19 protein-coding genes are annotated in these 24,007 nt (G+C 52.3%); 5 read left to right on the forward strand and 14 right to left on the reverse strand.

Translation table 11 applies throughout. The annotated features are described in order from the left end of the window. Positions 1–189 (reverse strand): hypothetical protein (locus tag AAIG39_RS11470; RefSeq protein ID WP_343193899.1); only part of this gene is annotated, 189 nt, incomplete at its 3' end. A gap of 267 nt (positions 190–456) precedes the next feature. On the opposite strand from AAIG39_RS11470, the gene pncB reads away from it, so the two are divergent. The 4 genes from pncB to AAIG39_RS11490 all read left to right on the forward strand — a co-directional run bounded on the left by pncB (position 457) and on the right by AAIG39_RS11490 (position 6,378). Continuing rightward, positions 457–1,659, forward strand: a complete 1,203-nt coding sequence (gene pncB, locus AAIG39_RS11475) for a nicotinate phosphoribosyltransferase (RefSeq protein WP_090085644.1) — start codon at positions 457–459, stop codon at positions 1,657–1,659. A 273-nt stretch (positions 1,660–1,932) separates the two neighbouring features. Further along, positions 1,933–3,333, forward strand: a complete 1,401-nt coding sequence (asnS, locus tag AAIG39_RS11480) for an asparagine--tRNA ligase (RefSeq protein ID WP_090085643.1) — start codon at positions 1,933–1,935, stop codon at positions 3,331–3,333. Between the two features lie 580 nt (positions 3,334–3,913). Further along, a complete protein-coding gene (locus AAIG39_RS11485; protein WP_343193900.1) occupies positions 3,914–5,002 on the forward strand; it encodes a porin in 1,089 nt (362 codons plus the stop codon). A 185-nt stretch (positions 5,003–5,187) separates the two neighbouring features. After that, positions 5,188–6,378, forward strand: coding sequence for an amino acid aminotransferase (locus tag AAIG39_RS11490; RefSeq protein ID WP_343193901.1), 1,191 nt, complete (start codon positions 5,188–5,190; stop codon positions 6,376–6,378). 45 nt (positions 6,379–6,423) lie between these two features. Here the strand turns inward: AAIG39_RS11490 and AAIG39_RS11495 are convergent, their stop codons facing one another. From AAIG39_RS11495 to cmoM, 7 genes are all read right to left on the reverse strand, one after another. Continuing rightward, positions 6,424–7,071: an MBL fold metallo-hydrolase gene (locus AAIG39_RS11495; RefSeq protein ID WP_090085639.1), complete on the reverse strand. Its 648-nt coding sequence runs from the start codon at positions 7,069–7,071 to the stop codon at positions 6,424–6,426. A gap of 27 nt (positions 7,072–7,098) precedes the next feature. Further along, positions 7,099–7,647, reverse strand: a complete 549-nt coding sequence (mepK, locus tag AAIG39_RS11500; RefSeq protein ID WP_090085637.1) for a peptidoglycan L,D-endopeptidase MepK — start codon at positions 7,645–7,647, stop codon at positions 7,099–7,101. Positions 7,648–7,833: 186 nt separating this feature from the next. Next, positions 7,834–9,687 carry a L,D-transpeptidase gene (ldtD, locus tag AAIG39_RS11505; protein WP_343193902.1) on the reverse strand — a complete coding sequence of 618 codons (1,854 nt, stop codon included), beginning with the start codon at positions 9,685–9,687 and terminating at the stop codon, positions 7,834–7,836. 178 nt (positions 9,688–9,865) lie between these two features. Beyond that, on the reverse strand, positions 9,866–14,314 hold the full coding sequence (mukB, locus tag AAIG39_RS11510; protein ID WP_343193903.1) for a chromosome partition protein MukB: 4,449 nt from the start codon (positions 14,312–14,314) through the stop codon (positions 9,866–9,868). After that, complete coding sequence (gene mukE, locus AAIG39_RS11515; protein ID WP_090085631.1) at positions 14,314–15,018, reverse strand: chromosome partition protein MukE; 705 nt, start codon at positions 15,016–15,018, stop codon at positions 14,314–14,316. Before mukE ends, mukB begins: the two co-directional genes overlap by 1 nt. Beyond that, positions 14,999–16,321, reverse strand: coding sequence for a chromosome partition protein MukF (gene mukF, locus AAIG39_RS11520; protein WP_090085629.1), 1,323 nt, complete (start codon positions 16,319–16,321; stop codon positions 14,999–15,001). Before mukF ends, mukE begins: the two co-directional genes overlap by 20 nt. Next, positions 16,314–17,108 (reverse strand): tRNA uridine 5-oxyacetic acid(34) methyltransferase CmoM, encoded by a 795-nt coding sequence (cmoM, locus tag AAIG39_RS11525; protein WP_343193904.1) that lies wholly within the window; start codon positions 17,106–17,108, stop codon positions 16,314–16,316. The genes mukF and cmoM overlap by 8 nt, the downstream gene beginning before the upstream one ends. A gap of 117 nt (positions 17,109–17,225) precedes the next feature. On the opposite strand from cmoM, the gene elyC reads away from it, so the two are divergent. Continuing rightward, a complete protein-coding gene (gene elyC / locus AAIG39_RS11530; protein WP_090085626.1) occupies positions 17,226–18,005 on the forward strand; it encodes an envelope biogenesis factor ElyC in 780 nt (259 codons plus the stop codon). Here the strand turns inward: elyC and AAIG39_RS11535 are convergent. From AAIG39_RS11535 to msbA, 6 genes are all read right to left on the reverse strand, one after another. Next, positions 17,982–18,875, reverse strand: a complete 894-nt coding sequence (locus AAIG39_RS11535; protein ID WP_090085624.1) for a YcbJ family phosphotransferase — start codon at positions 18,873–18,875, stop codon at positions 17,982–17,984. The genes elyC and AAIG39_RS11535 overlap by 24 nt on opposite strands. A 140-nt stretch (positions 18,876–19,015) precedes the next feature. After that, complete coding sequence (gene kdsB, locus AAIG39_RS11540) at positions 19,016–19,762, reverse strand: 3-deoxy-manno-octulosonate cytidylyltransferase (protein ID WP_343193905.1); 747 nt, start codon at positions 19,760–19,762, stop codon at positions 19,016–19,018. Further along, a complete protein-coding gene (locus AAIG39_RS11545; protein ID WP_039078554.1) occupies positions 19,759–19,941 on the reverse strand; it encodes a Trm112 family protein in 183 nt (60 codons plus the stop codon). Before AAIG39_RS11545 ends, kdsB begins: the two co-directional genes overlap by 4 nt. 54 nt (positions 19,942–19,995) lie before the next feature. After that, the gene (locus AAIG39_RS11550) at positions 19,996–21,225 is read right to left on the reverse strand and encodes a winged helix-turn-helix domain-containing protein (RefSeq protein ID WP_343193906.1); all 1,230 of its coding nucleotides are present in this window, start codon (positions 21,223–21,225) and stop codon (positions 19,996–19,998) included. Positions 21,226–21,267: 42 nt separating this feature from the next. Further along, positions 21,268–22,245: a tetraacyldisaccharide 4'-kinase gene (gene lpxK / locus AAIG39_RS11555; protein ID WP_343193907.1), complete on the reverse strand. Its 978-nt coding sequence runs from the start codon at positions 22,243–22,245 to the stop codon at positions 21,268–21,270. Further along, positions 22,242–23,990 (reverse strand): lipid A ABC transporter ATP-binding protein/permease MsbA, encoded by a 1,749-nt coding sequence (gene msbA / locus AAIG39_RS11560; protein WP_090085616.1) that lies wholly within the window; start codon positions 23,988–23,990, stop codon positions 22,242–22,244. The genes lpxK and msbA overlap by 4 nt, the downstream gene beginning before the upstream one ends. Positions 23,991–24,007: the final 17 nt, after the last annotated feature.

Genomic DNA, 24,007 nt, shown 5'->3' on the forward strand with positions numbered 1-24,007 from the left:
TGACACTAACGTCAGGTCTTCGCCATTAAGACGCAATGGCACTGGAGAAGCGCTATGACGTGAAATAGTGCTCAGCGCAGTGACAACGGTTTTTGCGGCATCCAGGTCAAAGGTCAAGTCAATATCGCTAATCAGGTAATCCGGCGCACGGTAGTCGTGGCGGTATTTGGCTTGTGGCTGTTGTGTCATAAAAAACCTTTAGCATCTTCTGTTTGGTTACGTCTCCAGTCTATTCCTGTTGCGTAAATCCCGCCACGCAGAATGTTCATCTTTTCAGGGAGAAAAGCTCACTATGCTACATTTTAATAACATGCGGCACGAAATGCCCTCGACCCGTTTTGCGCGATATGGTGTGATCGGGGTTCAATAAATCAATAAACAAGGTATACTCCAGCGGTTTTCACCTGCTTTGTTTATTGTACTAAACGCTCCTGTGAGAGGATGCTACGGCGCACCATGACACGACTCGCTCCCCCTGCTCTGCAGACGCTGCTGGATACTGATGCCTACAAATTGCATATGCAACAGGCGGTGTTCCATCATTATTACGATGTGCATGTAACAGCGGAATTTCGCTGCCGCGGCGACGACCTTCTCGGTATTTATGCCAACGCAATTCGCGAAGAAGTTGACGCAATGCAACATCTGCGCCTGCAGGAAGATGAATACCAGTGGCTGTCCGGCCTCCCCTTCTTCAAAGCGGATTATCTGCAGTGGTTGCGTAACTTCCGTTATGACCCGTCGCAAGTGACTGTCACAAATGACAATGGCAAGTTGAACATTCGCATGTCCGGGCCATGGCGCGAAGTCATTATGTGGGAAGTGCCGCTACTGGCAGTGATTAGCGAGCTGGTGCATCGCTGTCGCTCCGGGCACGTGGGTGTTCAGCAGGCCCTGCTGCATCTTGAAACAAAACTGGCGGATTTTGCTAACCGCACCGCAGAGCTGGATATGTCAGGCTTCCGTCTGATGGATTTCGGCACACGCCGCCGTTTTTCACGCGATGTGCAGTACGCTATCGTTGCGCGCCTCAAGCAAGAACCCTGGTTTATTGGCACCAGTAATTACGATCTTGCGCGTCGTCTGTCGCTCACGCCGATGGGGACTCAGGCCCATGAATGGTTCCAGGCGCACCAGCAAATCAGCCCGGATCTGGCTACCAGTCAGCGTGCCGCACTCGCCGCGTGGCTGGAAGAGTACCCGGAGCAACTCGGTATTGCCCTGACAGACTGTATCACCATGGATGCCTTTCTGCGCGATTTCGGACCGGTATTTGCACAACGCTACCAGGGTCTGCGTCATGATTCTGGCGACCCGGTGGAATGGGGCGAAAAAGCCATCGCCCATTATGAAAAGCTTGGTATTGATCCGCTGTCAAAGACACTGATTTTTTCTGACAATCTGGATTTGAATAAGGCGCTGGATCTCTATAGCCACTTTGCCTCCCGCATCAAGCTGGGCTTCGGTATTGGTACGCGGCTGACCTGCGATATTCCGCATGTAAAACCGTTAAATATCGTGATTAAGCTGGTTGAGTGTAACGGCAAACCGGTGGCAAAGTTGTCTGACAGCCCCGGCAAAACGATTTGCCACGATAAAGCCTTTGTGCGCGCGTTGCGCAAAGCATTTGACCTGCCGCAGGTCAAAAAGGCCAGTTAATCACCGCCAGAAATATCAAAAAGCGTCCCCCATCGGGACGCTTTTTATTCGCGATGAGTGTTTGCGATTTAACCGCATATATAAAGCTATCCCGCGAGCTGTTTTACACCCCGGCGCTCACTATCTCAGCGCTGGCAAAAGATTAATTTCCGAAATACTCCTTTTCGCTGCGAATTCTACTTGTCTGATGGCGCTCGCCAGGTAACATAGGTATCCCCCCTTTGTGGGCGGACAAACGATGATCTTTTCCAGACAATTTACAGAGAGAATATTATGAGCGTTGTGCCTGTAGCCGACGTACTCCAGGGCCGTGTTACCGTTGACCAAGAAGTCACCGTGCGCGGATGGGTACGTACCCGCCGAGATTCAAAAGCTGGCATCTCCTTCCTCGCCGTTTATGACGGTTCCTGCTTTGATCCTGTACAGGCTGTTATTAATAATTCTCTGCCCAATTACAATGAAGAAGTTCTTCGCCTGACCACCGGCTGCTCCGTTGTTGTTACTGGCAAAGTGGTGGAATCGCCTGGCGAAGGCCAGAGCTTCGAGCTGCAGGCGACTCAGGTCGAAGTCACCGGCTGGGTTGAAGACCCGGACACTTATCCGATGGCGGCGAAACGCCACAGCATCGAGTATTTGCGTGAAGTGGCGCACCTGCGTCCGCGCACCAACCTGATCGGCGCAGTCGCCCGTGTTCGTCATACGCTGGCGCAGGCCCTACACCGCTTCTTTGATGAACAGGGTTTCTTCTGGGTTTCCACGCCGCTGATTACCGCATCTGACACCGAAGGCGCCGGTGAAATGTTCCGTGTTTCCACGCTGGATTTGGAAAACCTGCCGCGTAACGATCAGGGCAAAGTCGATTTTGACAAAGATTTCTTTGGCAAAGAGTCCTTCCTGACCGTATCTGGCCAGTTGAATGGCGAAACCTATGCCTGCGCGCTGTCCAAAATCTACACCTTTGGCCCGACGTTCCGCGCGGAAAACTCCAACACCAGCCGTCACCTTGCCGAATTCTGGATGCTGGAGCCAGAAGTGGCATTTGCCGATCTGGAAGATAATGCTCGTCTGGCAGAAGCGATGCTGAAATATGCTTTCAACGCAGTTCTGACTGAGCGTATGGATGACATGAAGTTCTTCGCTGAACGTGTAGATAAAGACGCGATTGCTCGTCTGGAGCGTTTTGTTGCGGCTGACTTTGCGCAGGTGGACTACACCGATGCCGTGACCATCCTCGAAAACTGCGGTGAAAAATTTGAAAATCCGGTTTACTGGGGTGTTGACCTCTCTTCCGAGCATGAGCGCTATCTGGCCGAGAAACACTTTAAAGCACCGGTCGTGGTGAAAAACTACCCGAAAGACATTAAGGCTTTCTATATGCGCCTTAATGATGACGGAAAAACCGTTGCTGCTATGGACGTTCTGGCGCCTGGCATTGGTGAAATCATCGGCGGCTCTCAGCGTGAAGAGCGTCTGGATGTGCTGGATGCGCGTATGGCTGAAATGGGTCTTAATAAAGAAGACTACTGGTGGTATCGCGATCTGCGTCGTTATGGCACTGTTCCGCACTCAGGTTTCGGCCTGGGCTTTGAACGCCTGATCGCTTACGTGACCGGTGTGCAGAACGTACGTGATGTTATCCCGTTCCCTCGCACCCCCCGCAGTGCTACGTTCTAATAAAAAAAGCCAGCGGTTGCTGGCTTTTTTTATACTCTTCATTATTTCTTTGTTCTTGCCGGGCTGACCCGGCTTGCCCTTCTGGTCATTACCGGGCGAGATCGTACTGAAATATTCCTGAACAAAAAATAATCCACACCTCTCTTGTGGATTAGTTTTTCCTCATCTCATAGCACGTCTGGATAAAAATCACACAGCACTCCGGACGGCTAAAATGGCTGCGAAGAAAAAGTAAGATGAGAATGATTCCTGTACAAGATTTACCCTTATCTTAATTAAATATAAGCAATTCATATATATAGTTATGGGGTCGCTGTTTTTGACAACAATCAGCCCTGAATTTTGAGGTGGTTCACAAAGTTCCTAAAAATACATAAATTCTTACACATAATTGCTTTTTGTAACCTCTTTAAGACATTTGTAGCACTTTCAGGCTAGCGAAACGATTATATGAATGGAAAGATGCCTTTCAGACACAGAAAGACACCAAACTCTCATCAATAGTTCCGTAAATTTTTATTGACGGAATTTATTGGCGGCAGTGGCAGGTGTACAAAAAAACCAATGAGGGTAATAAATAATGATGAAGCGCAATATCCTGGCAGTGGTTATCCCTGCCCTGCTGGTAGCTGGTGCAGCTAACGCTGCAGAAGTTTACAACAAAAACGGCAACAAACTGGACCTGTACGGTAAAGTTGTTGGTGAGCACGACTTCGTGACCTCTGGTGACAACACCAATAGCAACGACAACACCTACGCTCAGATTGGTTTCAAAGGCGAAACTCAGATCAACAGCGATGTAACCGGTTACGGTCAGTGGGAATACCGTGCGCTGGCAAGCGATGCAGAAGGTTCACAGGGTACCCGTAACCGTCTGGCTTTTGCTGGTATCAAAGTTAACAACGTAGGTTCTCTGGATTACGGTCGTAACTACGGTATCGTCTACGACGTAGAATCTTACACCGACGTTGCCCCATCTTTCTCTGGCATGACCTGGGCTAACTACTCTGATAACTTCATGACTGGCCGTACTACTGGCGTCCTGACCTACCGTAACAGCGACTTCTTCGGTCTGGTTGATGGCCTGAGCATGGGTATCCAGTACCAGGGTAAAAACGAACGTAACGACGCCAGAACCTCTAATGGCGACGGCGTTGGTTACTCTCTGGGTTACTCCTTCGCAGAAGGCTTTAGCTTAATCGGCGCTTACAGCAACTCTGACCGTACTGACCTGCAGACTACAGACGGTAAAGGTGAGAAAGCAGAAGCATGGGCTGTGGGTGCGAAATACGACGCAAACAACATCTACCTGGCAACTGTTTACGCTGAAACCCGCAACATGACTCGCGAAGCTGACGGTTCTTTTGCTAACAAAACTCAGAACTTTGAAGCAATGGCTCAGTACCAGTTCGACTTCGGTCTGCGTCCGTCCCTGTCCTACGTTCAGTCTAAAGGCAAGGACCTGGCTGCACGTGGTACCTTCACTGGCGGCGATGAAGATCTGCAGAAATATGTTGAAATCGGTGCGTACTACTACTTCAACAAAAACTTCAACATCTATGTTGACTACCAGCTGAACCTGATCGACAAGAGCAACTACAGCGACAGCGTTGGTATCGTGAATGGTCGTGATGACCAGGTTGCGATGGCTGTAACTTACCAGTTCTAATCAGCACACCTCGTTATTATATGCGTGAAAAACAGGGCCCCGGCCCTGTTTTTTTATTGACTCGCCGCCAAAGATACTGACTTCTAAAAAGACGCACGCTTTTTATCGCAAACGGTTGGCAATTGTCACATCAACCGTTAACCTGATAGCGGATCTCCCTTCTGTCATCATAATGGAACCTCGTCATGTTTGAGAATATTACCGCTGCCCCTGCTGACCCTATTCTGGGTTTGGCCGATCTGTTTCGCGCCGATGAACGTCCTGGCAAAATCAACCTTGGTATTGGCGTCTATAAAGACGAAACCGGGAAAACACCGGTACTGACCAGCGTTAAAAAAGCGGAGCAGTATCTGCTGGAAAACGAAAACACAAAAAATTACCTCGGCATCGACGGTATTCCTGAGTTTGGTCGTTGCACGCAGGAACTGCTGTTTGGCAAAGGCAGCGCGATTATTAATGACAAACGTGCGCGCACTGCGCAGACCCCGGGCGGTACGGGTGGCCTGCGAGTTGCCGCTGATTTTCTGGCGAAAAATACCTCAGCAAAACGTATTTGGGTAAGTAATCCAAGCTGGCCGAACCATAAAGGCGTGTTTAACTCCGCCGGCCTCGAGGTGTGTGATTACGCTTACTATGACGCGCAAAACCATGCGCTGGATTTCGACGGCATGGTAGCAAGCCTCGAAGCGGCGCAAGCGGGTGATATCGTGCTCTTCCACGGTTGCTGCCATAATCCGACCGGTATCGATCCAACGCTTGAGCAGTGGGAGACGCTGGCCAAATTATCCATTGAAAAAGGCTGGCTGCCACTGTTCGATTTTGCCTATCAGGGTTTCGCTCGCGGTCTGGAAGAAGACGCAGAAGGTCTGCGCGCCTTTGCTGCGCTGCATAAAGAATTGATCATCGCCAGCTCTTACTCGAAAAACTTTGGTCTGTACAACGAGCGCGTCGGCGCCTGTACGCTGGTGGCCGCGGATCAGGAAACAGTGGACCGTGCATTTAGCCAGATGAAGTCGACTATCCGCGCTAACTACTCTAACCCGCCGGCTCACGGTGCGTCCGTAGTTGCAACGATCCTGAGCAATGAGGCGCTGCGCGCCATCTGGGAACAAGAATTGACTGACATGCGCCAGCGCATTCAGCGTATGCGTTTGCTGTTTGTGAATACCCTGCAGGAAAAAGGGGCGGATCGCGATTTCAGCTTTATCACCCGCCAGAACGGGATGTTCTCTTTCAGTGGCCTGACCAAAGAGCAGGTGCTACGTCTGCGCGAAGAGTTCGCTATCTACGCGGTTGCATCTGGACGTATTAACGTTGCGGGTATGACGCCGGATAACATGTCCCCGTTATGTGAAGCTATCGTCGCGGTGTTATAAACAACAATCGAAATAAAAAAGGTCGCATCTGCTACCTTTTTTGTTTTACCAGACCGGCAGTTCATCCTGCAGGAAAGGATTATGTAGCCGCTCGTTGCCAAGGGTGGACATCGGGCCGTGACCAGGGATGAAGGTTACATCATCTCCCAGCGGCAGCAGTTTCGTTTTGATAGCATCAATCAGCTGCCCGTGATTGCCTTTCGGGAAATCACTGCGCCCTACGCCGCCTTTAAAAATAACGTCGCCGGACACCAGCAGCCGGGCTTGCGCATCAAAGAAAACCACGTGACCTGGGGTATGACCGGGACAGTGCAAAACGTCCAGCGTCACATTACCTACGCTCACTGTATCGCCTTCATTTAACCAGCGATCCGGCGTCAGCGGCAGGCAGTCATCCAGGCCAAACATGCGGCTTTGAGCAGGCAGCCCTTGCAGCCAGAACTCATCTTCTTTTTCCGGGCCAATCACTGGCACGCCATAGTGCTGCGCCAGCTCAGCAGCTGCGCCAACATGGTCCAGATGACCATGCGTAAGCAGGATTTGCGTTAACGTCACGCCGGAGGCTTCAACTTCCTGTTTGATGCGTTCAGCATCCCCACCGGGATCCACTATTGCTGCCAGCCGGGTTTGCTCACACCAGACTAACGAGCAGTTCTGGGAGAAGGCGGTAACCGGAATAATACGATAGTTCATACTGCTCCTGTCTCTTTTAACTGAGTTTTACCAGTGCCTTAGCGGCCCGGTATCAATATGCACAAAGTTGCTGCTGGGGTAATATCCTACACCACCTGCACGCAGAGATAACGCAGCTTTGCGAATATTGCTCAGAGAAATCCCTTCGATGTGAAAATCCATTGCCTGCCCTTTGGTGTGGTAGCTCTTTTTGGCTACCCCAGAACTGTGAGCCCGGAGTTCGTTATTCGTGTCGACAGAACGGTATCCCGAAATCAATTGCACGGGTTTGCTTGTTCCTAACAAACCTTGCAGGCGATAAAGTTGATCAAACAGTTTTGGATCGATGGTTTTAATTTTATTCGCGCGATAGTCACGGAAAAAATGATTGAGTTTTGCTAATTCATCCTGAATATAGCCCCGGCCATCGAAAAACTGCGCCTTAATTGTCTCTCCAGTATGGAGATTATTCAGCGTTAAAATACGCGGACGTGGGGTGGAAAGGGTTGCAAATGCTTGTTGAGGTAAGATGGCTGCACCAAGGGCAATACCACCTAACGCCAACAATTTGCGGCGATTAGCGTCAAATTTGTCCATGATAATCAGGTCTGCAAGATAACAAAGTGATCGTAATTTATGCACTTTTATTGCGCACGAGAGGCACCTTACCGGGCAAAAACGTCTGCGTCAAGGTTGCTCAACCCCAGCAAAGACGGGCCTTACAGCAGATCCGGCCCGTTTTCGCTAAATATTACGACAATGTTATTTCCCGAACTGCTTCATTTACCTGATTAATTGTTCGGCTTTCGCCAGAATTTGTGCACCAGATCGCGCAGTCAGATCATAATTGTAAATATCTGTACGATATTGAGTACGTCCGTCTTCACCAACGAATGCGGTCAAATAATAAAGATTCACCGGTATATTTTGACGGATATTAACGTAACGGGTATCTCCTTGTTTTAAGGTATCGGAAATCCGCGTATCGTTCCACCCCGCATCCTGTAATAGCATATTGGCAAGCTCAGCGGCTTTATTCACCCTCACACAGCCTGAACTCAACGCTCGCGCCTCTTTCTGGAAAAGATTATGGTTAGGCGTGTCATGTAGATAGATAGCGTCAGAACTCGGCATATTGAACTTATAGCGACCCAGGGAGTTTTGCGCGCCCGGAGCCTGCTGGAAGCGGAAAGGCAGATTCGACGGCGTGATTGTTGCCCAGTCCACCATCGTCGGATCAATCGCCTCTTTACTGTTCCAGCCGCGTAGCACGGTATAGCCGTGGCGTTCGAGATAGCCGGGGTCATTCCACACTTTCGGTAAAATATCTTTGCGCGCCAGCGTCGGCGGAACATTCCACGGCGGATTAACCACCACGTTGTTTAGCGCGCTGCTCATCATCGGGGTTTTGCGATCCGGTCGTCCAACAATTACGCGGGACGCCAGCACCTGGCTGCCGTTCAGATAATAGACCAGCGAATATTCCGGGATGTTAACCATAATTCCTGTGGAGAGTTTACCCGGCAGCAAACGCAGACGCTGGATATTAAGCGCCAGAACCCCGGCACGCTGGGCAGGGGTTACATTGAGCCAGTCTCGCGTCGACTGCCCTATCACTCCGTCGGCATGCAACCCCTGAGCAGACTGGAAGCGTTTGACTGCGGCAACTAACTGACGATCGTAGTCGCTGCTGACTGAACCAGCAGGTCTCGCTTTTTTACTCAACTGCGCGGTTGTTGCTCGTGCCGTATCAACCGGGATGGCAGAAGGGCTGACAACGCTGCTTGTTGCGTCATCCCCAGGCAGCGCGATTTTCGGTGCATCATCCATCATACCGCTACGCTGCAGGATTTCACGCAACGCCGGGACATCCCTGCTCTTCTGTCCGGGGCGCAGTGAAACGGTACTGGTCAGCTGTGGCCACGGTGAATTGTCTGCCACCAGGGCTAACAAAGACTGATGCATCGCCGCATACTGCGGGTGATGAGGTGCAAGGGTATCGATAAATTGCGGCAGGTTGCCCTTATCTAATGCTAACTGCCACTGATTAATGACCGACAGCGGCGGTGTCTCCAGCGTGTAAGGTTTACTGCTGTAGAGCCAGTGGCTGCCTTTCACCGGAATACCGGCGACAAAATGCAGATACCCCATCATGGCGTCCGATAGCACCACATCTCGTGCCATACCGGAGACATTCGGATCGGTCAGTAACTCAACCCAGGTGTTGAATTGCGGCTGAAAACCGGCAATCGCAACTTCGGCGAGTTGTTGCTGGAAAGCCTGAACTGCCTCACGGTTATCCCACATCGGCTTCATAGCACGCGCGGCATACAACGCGGAGAGCGAATCCATGTAGACGGGAGTCCAGTTAGCAGGCAGCAGTGCCTGCAACGCAACACGCGCATTAGCAGGCGCATCTGCTGTCGGATAAGGCTGCAAGCCCGCCATCATTGCCGTTGCAGGCGACTGTTCCAGTGGTTGCGATAAAGCCGTGGGTTGATCGCCCTGAGTGGCGGAACTGTCAACCGGTATCACCTCAGGCTCGTCGGCCTGAGCGCTAAACAGCGGAGCAAATGCGAATGCCAGACATAAACTTAATGTCGACATCCGACGACCATATGATTTCTTAAGCAACATCCCTTGCCCCCTGTTTCTTCATTACACTCACAAAACTCTTTCTATCAGTATATAAAGACAAAAAAGCATTTGCCTTGCCAAATGTAAAGAAGTTTAAAGAAAGGCCGATCTCCGCGCCAGGCGTTTCAGAAAAGAAAAAGGGCGACATCTCTGCCGCCCTCATTGTTTAGGTGAACAGTTAAGAAGCGTCTGCCGTACCGGGTAATGTCTCTGGTAATTGAGCCGCGAAACCACGCAGACCCACAACGTGAACATGCTCGTGGTTCTGAAAGACTTTACGCACCAGTTTATAGGTAGTGCCTTTTTCCGGACTGATGTTCTCCGGTGCTGCAATAATCAATTGCATTTCAAGGCGTTCGCAGAGTTCAAACAGTGTCGCGATGGATCGGGCATCCAGGCGTGCGGCCTCGTCGAGGAACAACAGGCGACATGGCGAAATATCTTTACCACGCAGACGTCGCGCCTCATCTTCCCAGCTCTGGACGACCATGACCAGGATAGACATCCCTGTACCGATGGCCTCACCGGTCGACAGCGCCCCGGATTCTGCACGTAGCCAGCCATCCGAACCGCGATTGACCTCTACTTCCATCTCCAGATAGTTGCGGTAATCAAGCAGCTCTTCGCCAATTGTTTGCGGCGTACGCTGACCCAGATCGATTTGCGGGTTCAGGCGTTGATACAGTTTCGCCAGCGCTTCTGAGAAGGTCAGGCGATTGCTGTTAAACAGGTCCTGATGCTGCTCATGCTGCTCAGACAGCACCGTCAACAACATGGCATGGGTTTCCCGCACGTTAACATTCAAACGGACGCTGTGTACCTGACCGAAGGAGACATTCTGCAGCCCCTGATTAAGTTGACGAATACGGTTCTGCTCGCGCTGAATTGTTTTGCGAATGATATTCGCCACACTACGGGAGCTGATCGCCAGTTTCTGCTCGCGGGAGGTCAACTCTTCCGTCAATCGGCTGAGCTCAATCTCCATCTGTTCGATGGCCTCAACCGGATCGTCAGTACGAATAATATCCTGACGGATACGCTCGCGCAGATGTTGGTAGACCGCAACAAAGAACTGAATCTTGCGTTCCGGGCGTTTCGGATCTTCCGACATACGCAGCACATCGCGCAGATGTTCATTGTCCGCCACGGCGAGACGCAATGCACCTAACGCCTTATCCGACATGGAGCGCAATTCGTCTGCAGAAAGATAAGCCAGTTCACGACGATGCAAACGACGTTCTACGCCGTTATCTTTAACCATTCGCATCACCGCACACCAGCCAGCTTTCGCCGTGGCGACCTGTTCGCGCATCTCGTGATAATCACGTTCCAGGCGACGCAGCGCACGCGTCAGGTTATCCATTTCCGCTTCGCAGAAGGTCAGCGCTTTTTCCAGTTGATTGCGACGAGCGCGATTGCCTGACAACTGAGCATGCAACTCGTCACGACGAATACGCGCGCGCTCCTCAGCGCCACTGTCTGCCCGGACGCCAATTTCCTGCAGCTCTTTTTGCAGGTCGTTGAGCAGCTCTTTTTTGGTATCAAACGAGCTTTTCAGTGATGCCAATACCTGATTGTACTGACTAAGCTGGGCAGCATGGCTACGCAGCGCCTCACGTGTACGGCTGCGTTCACGTTCTGCCTGCTCAAGCCGTTGACGCAGCTTCTCGTTAAGATCGTTATTCCCGCTGAGCATTTCCGCAGAGTCGGAATAGCTAAAATGCGCCCGGCGTTGCACAACTTCGGTGAGCGCAAATGCCTGCTGACGTGCTTCACGCTGCACTTGCTGGGAATACGCATAATCTTCTTTCAGTTGTTCATACTGTTCCGGATCGTTTTGTAGAACAGAGACGATCGGCTCCAGTTTCGCCAGATGGTTACCAAACTGCTGAATAAAGCGCACGGCTTCCTGCGCTTCGTCCAGACGCTCCTGGATTTCATCAACGCGATCGGCCAGGGTTTCGTCCGCCAGAAGACTCAGGCGTGGCAGCAGGCGGTTAAGCTGAGCAAACCCCTCTTTCGCCTGCTCGAACTGCATGCGGTTTTGCTGGTTGTCATTCTCATGATTGCTCAGCGCACGCTCCAGTTCTCCGCGGCGACCACTGAGAGTGCGAATTTCGGCTTCCGGGTCTGAATCAAACGCGACGGCGAGATGACTGCCGATGAAACGGCTGAAGGCCTGATGCAGGCGCTGCGTTTTCTGCACGTCGAATGATAATGTAGCAAAGCGCTCGGCAAGCTCTTCACGCTCAGCGTGGAGTCCTTCAATACGGCTTTCACGTGCAGCGCGACCAAACAGCGGCACCGACGGGAAACGGGAATAGCGCCACTGGCGATCGGCTATCTTAACCACCACCGCTTTTTCCAGCTCATCGACGCTGAACACGCTGTCATCAAAAGATTGCGGATCCCCTTCAATCAGATAGAGGTCTTCCGGACAATCTTCCAGCCCTTCAAGCTGTTCTGAAATAAGGGAGAGGTCCGGGACAACGATGGCGTGACGTGATGGGCCATACAACGCGGAAAAATAGGGCGCATCATCAAGACTAACGTCATCGTAAATTTCTGAGAGCAGCACACCGCCAAAACGTTCTGCCAGCGTATTCAGGCGCCCGTCTTCGGAGCCACCCGGCTGACTCAGACGTTCGATTTCTTCATCCACGGCACGCTTGCGCGCCCCGACTTCATCGCGCTCAACGATAGCTTCGCGTTCACGCTCCAGCAATTGTTGCAGGTACTCTGTCACTTGCTGGCCGGATTCAAATTGTTCGCCGCTCTGCTCACATAACTGAGCCAGGCTGCTTTGCGCTGCCAGCCAAATCGGTGCGCGCCGGGTCAATGTTTGAATTCGGGTTTGCAGCTGCTCCAGCTCCTGGCGCAGCGCCAGACGCTGCTCACCGGCCATTGCCACATTCTCGGAAAGCGAGGCGATTTGCGCCTCCAGCTCATGATGCAGAGACTCAAGCTCGTCGACGTCATACTGTTTATTCTGCCGTTTGCAGAATTCCGCCAGCATACGTTCAGCATCCTGTTGCTCACGCAGACGTTGCTCCAGTTCGTTCAGACGCGCGCGCAGCGATGGCGCCTGTTCCGCCAGATGGCGCTGGTTTACCCCTTCACGTAAAAGATCACGAGCGACCTCCCAGGCTTCATCACGGGCCAGTGGACCGTTGATTGCCACGACCAACTGGTAAGCTTGTTCAAACTGGCTGTGCGCGGTTTGCGCTACGCTCATACGTTGGTCAAGCGACAGGAGTTTTTCTGTGGCTTCTCGTTCTTTCGCCTGGAAAGTTTCCAGCCATTCGTCCGCCGTTTCTGCCGTCAGGTCTGGTAACTGGCAGAGTTCTTTTGCACGCTGTAACGCCTGTAGCGCCTGGTTGTACTGGATCGCGCGGGTTTGCTGCACATCCAGAGCCTGCTGGTAGTCCGCAAGCTGGTTTTTCAGCTCATCCACTTCCAGTTCAGCGGCCTCAGCGCGCGCTTCGTTCTCTTCCTGCTGATCGGTGGCTTCGGCCACGACTTCATTTTGTTCTTCAAGGCGGATTTGCAGTTCGTCCAGATCCGCCTCGTAGCGCTCAATTTTTTCTTGCTGGCGAAGCGCAGTCTGCACCAGGTTCAGATGATCGCTGGCGGCCTGATAGTCAGCCTCCAGATCACCTTCTGCGCCAGTGTGTTCTGCCAGTTCACGTGCCATATCGACATGTTTGTATTGTTCAGCCGCCAGCTTTTGCCGCGAACTGAACAGATCACGTCGGAATGTCAGCGCCTGATCGAGATGAATACGCCGTTCGTTGGCATGGCGCATGTAATCTGCCGCCACATAGTTGGTCGCTTCACTGATCAAATGCTTGAACAGATCGCGATCTGACTGGGTAACGCGAATCGCTTCCAGCGTCATACGGTTTTCGCGCAGTGCCGCTTCCATATCCTGGAAAGCTTTACGTACGCCGCTATTTTCCGGCAAGAGATAGTCGCGCAGGGAACGGGTGATCGCGCTGGAGATACCACCATACAACGACGCTTCGATAAGGCGGTAGAATTTGCTACGGTCAGATGCTGAGCGCAAGCGGCGTGCCACGATGCCCAAATCGAACATCAAAGAGTGATAATCGGTGATGGAGTTGAACTGCTTAAACTGCACCCCTTCCATCGTCTCCAGCTTCTCCTTCACTTCCTGCAGCGGCAGCACGCGCGCCTGTCGCTCGTTGAGCGTTTCTGTCAGCAGTTGCGTCGGTTGAACCGCTGTAGGCAGCCCCTGAATAGCGAACGGTTTGATGTCGACCTTACGATCACGACCCGCTATCTGTTGCAGGCGCACCCCCACCAGCACGCGCTGATGGCGAGAGTTGATCACATCCAGAACGGAGTAGCAGACCCCGGCTTTCAGCTTACCGTGCAGACCTTTGTCACGAGAGCCGGACGTCGCGCCAGCCTCAGTGGTGTTACGGAAATGCAGTAGTGTTAAGTCCGGGATAAGCGCGGTGACGAACGCCGCCATGGTGGTGGATTTACCAGCACCATTACCCCCGGACAATGTGGTAACCAGTTCGTCCAGGTCAAACGTACGGGCAAAAAAACCGTTCCAGTTAATCAGCGTCAGTGAGCGAAATTTACCGCGATCAATCATTATTCTTCCTCTCCACTTTCCGGCTGATTCTCTTCATTCTCATCATTGAGTTGCAGGTGATTTTCAACAGGCATGGCTTCACCGTCGCGGATCAAACGCCGTTGGGCTTCACGTGCATCATCCCCGGTACGCACATCCGCGCCGAAGCGGAAAACAGACTCGGTAATACGAAACTTGCTGCTGTCGTTACCCATAAACCAAATCATGCCAAGCCGACGCAGGCGGTTCAGTGAGGAACGCACTTTTTCCTGTAATTTTTGGCGATCCAGGTCAGAACCTGTTGAGCGGTTATTCACCAGTTTCAACAGTTTGGTTTCATCCGCCAGCGTCATCAGCTCGTCATACAGCTCCTGCTGAGTGAAAATGCCTTCATTGGCCAGACGTTCCGGGCTGAGATAGAGGTAACAAAGGATTTTGCCGACCATCATATCCAGTTCAGACAGCACCGAACGCGGAATAAGTGTCGTTGAGCGTGGGCGCAGGTAGAAGAAACCTTCCGGCGCACGGATTAACTCAACGTTGTAACGTCCGTAAAACTCCTCCAGAAACTCCTGGAAATCCATTAAGAAGGCGTGGTTATCCAGCTCATCAAGCCCAATGTGACGACCTGAGCGCAGCGCGCTGTCGAGTGCAGGAAAGAGTGGATTAGCCAGCGCCTGGGCCAATTTGATCGGCATCACTTGTTCAATATTTGTCAATGACATGCGCCTGTACCTTGGCTCCGTAATCATTAATCGGCTGCCATTTTGCTGGCAGGCCGGTGAAATCTGCTTGCGCTACGCCGAGGCGTACCGCCTGATCAATGACGATCCGCGCGATATCAAAATGCCGCGCGCGCGGGTATCGCGCCAGATATTCGCGTACAACCAGCCCAAGATCCAGTGGAGCTTGTCTGGTTTTATAGATCGCCAGTTGTTCTTCGATCATGGCCGCAAGTTGTTCGCGAATTTCGTTGAACTCTTCGTATTCCAGGTCAGGTGGAAGCTCACCTGTTACCTCGGCATCGCTCAACGCAATCTCTTCATCACGCATATCCAGCAGCCTGTCGGCGTTGGCGTAGGTTAGCGCCCAGGGTGAATCGAAGAAGGTCTGGACTGACTGGCGTAAGCGCTGGGCAAATACACGGTTTTTATCCATATCGATAGCGGTACGAATAAACTTGTGTACGTGGCGATCATAGCCAATCCATAAATCGATCGCCTGCTGTCCCCAGCTGACGATACGGTCCAGCTTGCTCTGTAAATCAAAAACCAGTCGGTCAACAAACTCCAGATCGTTATGCGCAAGCGTCGCGTCCTGGATACGCAGCAAGTTTGCCTGCAGCTTATCCCCTGCTGCCTCCAGCGTATCCTGTAATTCACGCAGCGTACCGGAGGTTTCGGAGAGTAAGAGTTCACAACTCGAAATAGCCGCGCGCCAGTCTTTATTCAATAACTGCGCGATATCATCTTTAACTAACTGCTGCTGCTCATCCATCACACGCTGGGTGAGATCGATGCTGTCGAAAATTTCAGCCACCGAGTATTTCAAGGGCGCATAGACATTACGATGCCAGTGGAATTCATCCCCACCTTCATCTGCGGCATCAGCAGCACGTTTCAGCTCTCCCGCCACGATAGATAACTGCATGGACAGACGTAGCGTTGAAAACTCGCGCTGGCGAATATAGTAATCGGTAATACCAATTCCAAGCGGCGTCAGACGATAAATGGCATTACCATCAGCCTGTTCGCTGGTAAAACGGTTTAACAGGCGCTGACGGACCATATCGTTTATGGCATTGTTCGCGCGCTGAGCAACGGTTTCTCCGCTTTGTTCAAATGCATCGCTGACGTGGCGAAACGCATCAACAAGCTCTCCTTCGCTCATTTCGCCATCCAGGCGTTCACCGTTCAGCGTGGCAACCGCCAGCAAAAACGACAGTCTGTCTACCGGAAGCGTGATAGAGAAATCGTTTTTCCTGGCCCAGGCAACCAGTTCGGGAACTGTCTGGGAAAATTCACTCATCGTTCATCCTTTCATCTCTCTGCGGCTTGAGCGCGGTCACATGGATATAACGCCCCAGGCTGATATACGGCTCCTGACGACAATATTGCGTTTCAAGTTCAAGCAAGGAGTCAAAACAGTCACGTTGTTGGTGTTTTTCGCGCAGGTAATCGTGAAAGACCCGAACCCCCGTTTTACCCGTGATCTGCCAGCCAATCGCTCTCAGCCAGCCATAGACCTCATCCGGATTTCGCGGATAATCCGGGGACAATGTGCGCTTTTTCTTTTTAGGCATACCTGCCAGCACATAGTCGAAATTCCCTGCCACCATATTGTGCATCAACAGGCCGTTAGCATTGTAAAACATCAACGACAACGTCCCTCCGGGCTTTAGAAGCGACCACAACGTTTGCAAAACGTCCACCGGTTCAGCGACCCATTCAAGCACAGCATGGAACAATATCAGATCGACAGGCGATTCCAAATGTTGCGCAATGTCCTGAGCAGGGCATTGTACAAAATGCATGTTACCGCTCACACCTTTCTCTTCTGCGGCTGCGATAGCACGTGCAATCATTTCCTGCGACACATCACACAACGTTACATGATGACCACGTTCGGCCATGCGAATCGCAGTTTGCCCTTCGCCGCCACCTGCATCCAGTACATGAAGCGTACGATCGCCCATTTCGGCGAGAATTCTGTCCAAATCCTGCCAGAGGATCGCCTGACGCAGTTGGCCTTTGGTCGTGCCATAGATATTGCGGGAGAATTTTTCCGCGATGTCGTCGAAATTACGATCCTGCATGGCCGCTCCGCGATCCTGACAAAACCGCTATTTTGTCACAGCCGTGCTCAGAATGAACCCATCTGGTGTAAGATCCACGCAAAACGCCTGCTGTATGGTTAAAAAGGAGACGGACGCGTGCTTTTTACGCTCAAGAAATACATTGGCGGCCTGATGCTGCCCCTGCCTGCACTGCTGATACTGATTGGGCTTGGGCTATTACTGGTCTGGTTCAGCCGCTGGCAGAAAACAGGCAAAGGTATCATCAGCGCAAGCTGGCTGGTTCTTCTGCTGCTGAGTCTGCAACCCGTCGCGGATAAAATGCTCAAACCCATCGAAGACACTTATCCCACCTGGCGCGGTGGAGAGACGGTGCAATATATCGTAATTCTGGGCGGAGGCTACACCTGGAATGACGCATGGGCACCCAGCTCAAATCTCATTAATAACAGCCTGCCACGTTTGAATGAAGGTATTCGCCTGTTACATCAGAACCCAGGGGCGAAATTGATCTTTACGGGGGCGGCGGCAAAAACGAACCCGGTCAGTACCGCAGAAGCCGGGGCCAGAGTGGCTGAGAGCCTGGGCATCCCGCGCAGCGATATCATCACCCTCGACTCACCGAAAGATACCGAAGAGGAAGCCGCAGCGGTCAAACGTACTATTGGCGATGCGCCATTTTTACTGGTGACATCCGCATCGCATATGCCCAGGGCAATGATTTTCTTCCGTAATGCGGGGTTGCATCCCCTTCCCGCTCCTGCGAACCAACTGGCTATCGTTTCCCCTCTTAACCCCTGGGAACGCGCCATCCCTTCCCCGGTCTGGCTCATGCACAGCGACCGGGTCGGGTATGAAACACTTGGGCGGATTTGGCAGTGGTTGAAAGGTGACTCAGGCAAGCCAGGGCAGGAGTGACTTAGACGCCAGGTCAAAACTGGGGCGACTGAAGTGGCCCGTGTTGACCAGTTTCGCCACTTCATCCCACAGCAGATAGAGCCAGCGCCGCCACATGAAGGATTCTGCGACCGGGGCGCGCTGAAGGTAGTGCCAGAACAAGCCTTCGGCCAGGGGGCCATCCGCCAGGCGGAACAGTTCATATTCTCGGGGCGCCCAGAGCATGATACCCGGCCCGACCATCGCCAGAAGCTGGTCACTTCGGGCATCTTTCAACATACTACGCAGATTGAAGTTACCGTGTACCAGCACACAGTTGTCGTTAAAACCTTCGAACAGCGACGGCAGGCACTCTCTGGTGCGAAAGAGGATACGTTTATCCTGCATCGTGAGCCCCGTATTGTGATACTGATTCAGCGTGGTCCATAGCACCTCTACCCGCTGACGATACCAGGAAGGCCAGATGTTCTCCTGTGTATTGTCCACCATTCCCACACAGCCGTGACTGTCCTGTCTGTGCCAGGACAATAGCCCTTCCACAATTTGGTCTTTCAGATGCTCCCAGCGTTCAGGGGTACGTGCAGGCGCTTCCACCGGCACACCGCGCAGGCGTTCCATTAGCAAAACATCGGGCCCCGGATGCTCTTCATGGGTCATTACCCCATATACGACGGGCATACGTACCGTGCCACTGCGTGCCAGCATTGAGATTTTCCATGCCAGTTGACGTGCAAGGCCTGGGGTGGAAAAACTTCTCGCCAGCAACGGCATCGGATTCCCCTGACTGTCATACAAGGACCATAATGTTGTATCAGGTCTCTCGCTGACACATTCCATGCGGCTCAGCTTTTCACCCAGCAGGTGGCTCAATTCAGCGCGCAGTTGTTCCATAGCAGATTGCCCTCATGAAGACTACTGCTTTTATAATGAGCGCCGGATGTCGGGATGTCACCCTGATGAGATCAAATCAATACGAGAATTTGCGGGAAAAACGCAAATCCCCTCTGGGTGAGGGGATTGAGAAGAGGAAATTAACGCATTTCAGCGCGTACACGCATGAGATCTTCCTGGGTATCGACGCCCGTTCCCGGGATTTCCGTCGCAACGGCTACGTGGATTTTCTCGCCGTACCACAGTACACGCAGTTGCTCCAGCATCTCGATATTTTCCAGCGGACTGGCTTCCCAGTTTACATAACGACGGATAAAGCCGGCACGATAACCATAAATACCGATATGACGCAGCAAAGTGTCGCCAATCGTCTCACGAGAAGCAGCAAAACGATCGCGATCCCATGGAATGGTTGCCCGGGAGAAATAGAGCGCATAGCCTTGCGCGTCGGTCACCACTTTCACCGCGTTAGGATTAAATGCTTCATCGGCGTGATGAATCGGTACTGCCAGCGTAGCCATACCGATGTCGCGAGCGGCCAGATTTTCAGCCACCTGACGAATAATCGCCGGCGGGATCATCGGTTCATCACCTTGCACATTGACGATCACAGTGTCATCACTGAAACCACATTTTTCAACGACTTCGGCCAGACGCTCCGTCCCGGACTGATGATCGGCGCGGGTCATGCAGACCTCTCCACCCGCCGCTTCTACCGCACGCGCAACATCAGTATTGTCGGTCGCAACAATTACGCGCGCCGCCCCGGACTCACGCGCACGTTCCAGCACATGCACCACCATGGGTTTCCCATTGATATCAACCAATGGTTTCCCTGGTAAACGGGTGGATGCATAACGCGCTGGAATAATGACAACGAAACTCATGGCCGACTCTCTTCTTCTGTTAATGAACGGGCTTCGTTTTCCAGCAGTACAGGAATGCCCTCGCGCACGGGATAAGCGAGACTATCTACTTTGCAAATAAGTTCTTGCTTGTCCTGGCTGTAATAAAGTTTGCCATTACAAACCGGGCAGGCAATGATTTCCAGTAACCGATGATCCATATTTCCTCCTGATGGACCTGACGCGTGATCCGTAAACTTTAACATATTCAGTAGTCAGGCTGCGTCTATTTCCAGCCCCTGACGATGCTCAATAAAAAGCCCTTCCGGCAGATACCCAAAGGTAACGTGCTGCGCGCCTTGCCAGCGGGCAAAATCACCGATTGCAGTTATGAGCCCTTTTTCAAGCGTGTGACCTGGTTTTACACCGTTTTCCAGGTAGAGCGCAATGACCTCCAGTACCGACGCCTTACGATGCATCTTGGCATCCATTCGCCCGACCAGACGACCACGATGCAACAGTGGTAACACAAAATACCCGTACAGGCGTTTCGGCGCAGGCGTATAGCACTCCAGCCGATAGCTAAAATCAAACAGCTGCTCCGCCCGTTTGCGATCCCAGACTACCGGGTCGAAGGGGGAAAGCACAGCGCTATGCGTTGCCGTCAGTTTGCCGACTGTTGCAAGGTCAAGCTGCGGCATCAGGTCAGTATGTAGCCAGGCGGGACCGAGTTCTTCGACATCCACCGGGATAATCTTGCCCTCTTCCTGCATGCGCTCAAGCAGCAGTGGTAACGCAGGCCGACGCAGACGGTAATAATCCGCAAGCCATTCAGCACGAAAGAGGCCCAGACTGCGCGCGCTCTTTTCAAGCATAAGGTGCTCGGCTTCTGCCTGCGTTAATAAATCCCGTTCGTCATTCCAGTCTGGCATCACACGATGGGTAAGGTCATAAACGCGCTGGAAATTGCGACGTTCGATAACCATCACTTTCCCTGCAGTAAATAACCCTTCAAGATGGCGCTTATGTGGCTTCCACTCCCACCAGCCGCTGGCCCCTTTACGCGGATGTTCAAAGTCAGCCGAACGAACAGGGCCGTTTTGCTGAATATGTGCGATGAGCGCCTCAATTTCCTCGGCATGCTCTTGCATCCACGCCTTGCGATATTTCCAGCCCATTTTATCAGGGGCAAGCATACGATGACGGAATAGTGCAAAATCGCTGCGTGGTAAAAAGCAGGCTTCATGCGCCCAGTACTCCATCAGTTCGCCATTTTTCAGCGCGTCGTCAAGCCACTGCGGGGGATATTTGCCAAGACGGCTGAACAGCACCAGATAAGGGCTTCGCGCCACAATATTGATGGTATCAATCTGTAGCAATGACATGCGTTGAATCGTCGCCAGTACGTCACCAGGGGTAGCGCGACGGGATGGTTTTCTCAGTAACCCCTGAGCGGCAAGATGGAGATGACGGGCAGTTTGCAGCGTGATTTGTGGCACAGACATAGGCTTCCCGGTTGTAGAACACGGCGCGCCCCGACAAGAACGTCAGCGCACCAGAGTTAAGAGTTCCTGCAACAACTTCTCTGCTTGCTTATTCTCAAGATGCGCATCCACAGGCAGATACCACCAGTTTTTTTCCGCAAAAGCGCGACACTTAACGGCATCTTTTTCCGTCATGATAAGTGTTTGATCCGGCTCGAGCAGTGCTGAGACATCCTTCCGGGAAAGCACCTGGTGATCGGCTAACGCAACGGTTTTCACCGGACGCGCACCGCTTTCATGCAGCGTAGCAAAAAAACGCGGAGGATGACCAATTCCAGCCATCGCAACCAGATTTTGCAGCGCGTCGACATTGCGGCGCTCACCGGTAAGCAAATTCACAGCCAGCCCTGGCTGCAATCGCATAGCTATCTCGCCAGGCTGAGCAATTCCACCATTAGTGATCACAGCATCAACGGATTTAAGTCGCGATGCCCGTTCACGCATCGGCCCTGCCGGAAGCCACCAGCCGTTACCAAAACGCCGCACGCCATCAATAACGACAATTTCTTTATCACGGTACAGGCGATAGTGCTGCAAACCGTCGTCGGTAACGACTAGCTGCACTGACGAATCGGCCAGAAGCGCTTTGACGGCATCGACTCTGGCGGGAGAAACAGCGACAGGCGCCCCTGTACGCTGAAAAATAAGCACCGGCTCATCGCCCGCCTCGGCGGTCGTGGTTTCAGGAGTGAGTAGTAACGGATAGTGTGCGGCTTTACCGCCATATCCTCTGGAAACCACTCCCACCCGTATACCGCGCTGCTGTAACTGTTCCACCAGCCAGACAACCACTGGCGTTTTACCATTGCCACCCGCGGTAAGATTGCCGACCACAACAACGGGAACGGGCGCGTGCCAGGCTTTTTTCAACCCCAGCCGCCAGCACAAACGAATAATGCCGCTGACCAGGCCATAGAGCCAGGAGAGCGGCAATAACAGCAGCCACAGCGGTGATTCGCCGGACCAGATGCGCGCAATCATTCGCCAAACTGCATTTTATGCAACTGCGCATAAACACCGCGCTGCGCCAGAAGCTCGCTATGGCTTCCACGCTCAACGATGCGCCCATCTTCTACCACGACGATTTCATCTGCCTGTTCGATCGTTGAAAGGCGGTGTGCAATCACCAGTGAGGTACGGTTTTTCTGCAATTCGTTGAGCGCCGCCTGAATCGCACGCTCTGATTCCGTATCCAGTGCTGATGTTGCTTCATCAAGGATAAGGATAGGGCTGTCACGGAGCAGCGCACGGGCAATCGCAATACGCTGCCGCTGGCCGCCGGAAAGCAGTACGCCGTTTTCACCGATAATGGTATCCAGACCATTGTCCATCTTATTGATGAAATCCATGGCATAGGCCATTTTCGCCGCCTGTTCGATCTGCTCACGGCTGTACTCTTCCGTACGAGCATAGGCAATATTATTTGCCACGGTATCATTGAAGAGGTGCACATTTTGCGAGACCAGTGCAACCTGGTTGCGCAATGACGTCAGCTTATATTCGCGCAGGTCATGACCATCCATCAGGATCTGGCCTTTATCTATGTCATAGAAGCGCGTGATAAGGCTTGCCATGGTCGATTTACCCGAACCAGAACGGCCAACCAGTGCTACTGTTTTACCTGCCGGAATGCTCAGATTGATATTACGCAGCGCAGGCGTCTCGCGCCCTGGGTAAGTGAAGGTGACATCCCGAAACTCAACGTCACCTTTTGCACGTTCAATAACCAGCGTACCTTCATCTTTTTCCTGCTCGCTGTCGAGAATAGCGAACAGCGTCTGACAGGCCGCCATCCCGCGCTGAAACTGCGCGTTAACATTGGTCAGCGATTTCAGTGGGCGCATCAGTGCGATCATGGAGGAGAACACCACGGTGATGGTCCCTGCTGTCAGTGTATCCATCACGCTTGGGAAACTTGCAGCATAAAGCACAAACGCCAGAGCCAGCGAAGCGATAAGCTGGATGATTGGATCGGATATTGAGGATGCCGATACCATTTTCATTCCCTGCAGGCGCATCTTATTGCTGACTTTCTCAAAACGGCTGGTTTCTACATTCTGACCACCAAACATCAGCACTTCTTTATGCCCTTTCAGCATCTGCTCGGCACTGGTCGTCACCTGCCCCATCGTGTTTTGCATATTTTTGCTGATATTGCGAAAACGCTTTGACACAACGCGGATAGCAAAAGAGACGATCGGCGCAAGCACAATGAGAATTGCGGATAATTGCCAGCTGTAATAGAACATCATCACAAACAGACCGATGATAGATGCCCCTTCACGTACCACAGTGATCAGCGCACTGGAAGAGGAAGAAGCGACCTGTTCAGAGTCATATGTAATGCGAGACAGGAGTGTCCCGGTAGATTGTTTGTCAAAGAAGGATACGGGCATCCCCATCATATGACTAAAGAGGCGGCGACGCATGGTCATCACCACCTTGCCAGAAACCCATGAAATACAGTAGCTAGAGATATAGCTGGTGATGCCGCGTAAAATCATCAGCCCGATAACCACCAGTGGCATCCACAGCAACACAGAGCGGTCCGTTTTACCAAAACCATCATCCAGTAATGGTTTGAGAAGCGATAACATAAATGTATCGCTGGCTGCGTTGAGGATTAACGCTACTCCCGACACGATCAAACCCGCTTTAAACGGCGCAATGATGGGCCAAAGTCGGCGGAACGTCTGCCATGTTGAGAGATCTTTGTCGTTATGCATTCAAAAAACCAGCACTT

The organism is Phytobacter palmae (genome assembly GCF_039409775.1).
In the GTDB taxonomy this organism is placed as follows: Bacteria; Pseudomonadota; Gammaproteobacteria; order Enterobacterales; family Enterobacteriaceae; genus Phytobacter; species Phytobacter palmae.

Excerpts from the sequence above, each read along its gene's own strand:
- pncB (WP_090085644.1), top strand. The coding sequence starts at position 457 with ATGACACGACTCGCTCCCCCTGCTCTGCAGACGCTGCTGGATACTGAT.
- asnS (WP_090085643.1), top strand. The coding sequence starts at position 1,933 with ATGAGCGTTGTGCCTGTAGCCGACGTACTCCAGGGCCGTGTTACCGTT.
- AAIG39_RS11485 (WP_343193900.1), top strand. The coding sequence starts at position 3,914 with ATGATGAAGCGCAATATCCTGGCAGTGGTTATCCCTGCCCTGCTGGTA.
- AAIG39_RS11490 (WP_343193901.1), top strand. The coding sequence starts at position 5,188 with ATGTTTGAGAATATTACCGCTGCCCCTGCTGACCCTATTCTGGGTTTG.
- AAIG39_RS11495 (WP_090085639.1), bottom strand. The coding sequence starts at position 7,071 with ATGAACTATCGTATTATTCCGGTTACCGCCTTCTCCCAGAACTGCTCG.
- mepK (WP_090085637.1), bottom strand. The coding sequence starts at position 7,647 with ATGGACAAATTTGACGCTAATCGCCGCAAATTGTTGGCGTTAGGTGGT.
- ldtD (WP_343193902.1), bottom strand. The coding sequence starts at position 9,687 with ATGTTGCTTAAGAAATCATATGGTCGTCGGATGTCGACATTAAGTTTA.
- mukB (WP_343193903.1), bottom strand. The coding sequence starts at position 14,314 with ATGATTGATCGCGGTAAATTTCGCTCACTGACGCTGATTAACTGGAAC.
- mukE (WP_090085631.1), bottom strand. The coding sequence starts at position 15,018 with ATGTCATTGACAAATATTGAACAAGTGATGCCGATCAAATTGGCCCAG.
- mukF (WP_090085629.1), bottom strand. The coding sequence starts at position 16,321 with ATGAGTGAATTTTCCCAGACAGTTCCCGAACTGGTTGCCTGGGCCAGG.
- cmoM (WP_343193904.1), bottom strand. The coding sequence starts at position 17,108 with ATGCAGGATCGTAATTTCGACGACATCGCGGAAAAATTCTCCCGCAAT.
- AAIG39_RS11535 (WP_090085624.1), bottom strand. The coding sequence starts at position 18,875 with ATGGAACAACTGCGCGCTGAATTGAGCCACCTGCTGGGTGAAAAGCTG.
- kdsB (WP_343193905.1), bottom strand. The coding sequence starts at position 19,762 with ATGAGTTTCGTTGTCATTATTCCAGCGCGTTATGCATCCACCCGTTTA.
- AAIG39_RS11545 (WP_039078554.1), bottom strand. The coding sequence starts at position 19,941 with ATGGATCATCGGTTACTGGAAATCATTGCCTGCCCGGTTTGTAATGGC.
- AAIG39_RS11550 (WP_343193906.1), bottom strand. The coding sequence starts at position 21,225 with ATGTCTGTGCCACAAATCACGCTGCAAACTGCCCGTCATCTCCATCTT.
- lpxK (WP_343193907.1), bottom strand. The coding sequence starts at position 22,245 with ATGATTGCGCGCATCTGGTCCGGCGAATCACCGCTGTGGCTGCTGTTA.
- msbA (WP_090085616.1), bottom strand. The coding sequence starts at position 23,990 with ATGCATAACGACAAAGATCTCTCAACATGGCAGACGTTCCGCCGACTT.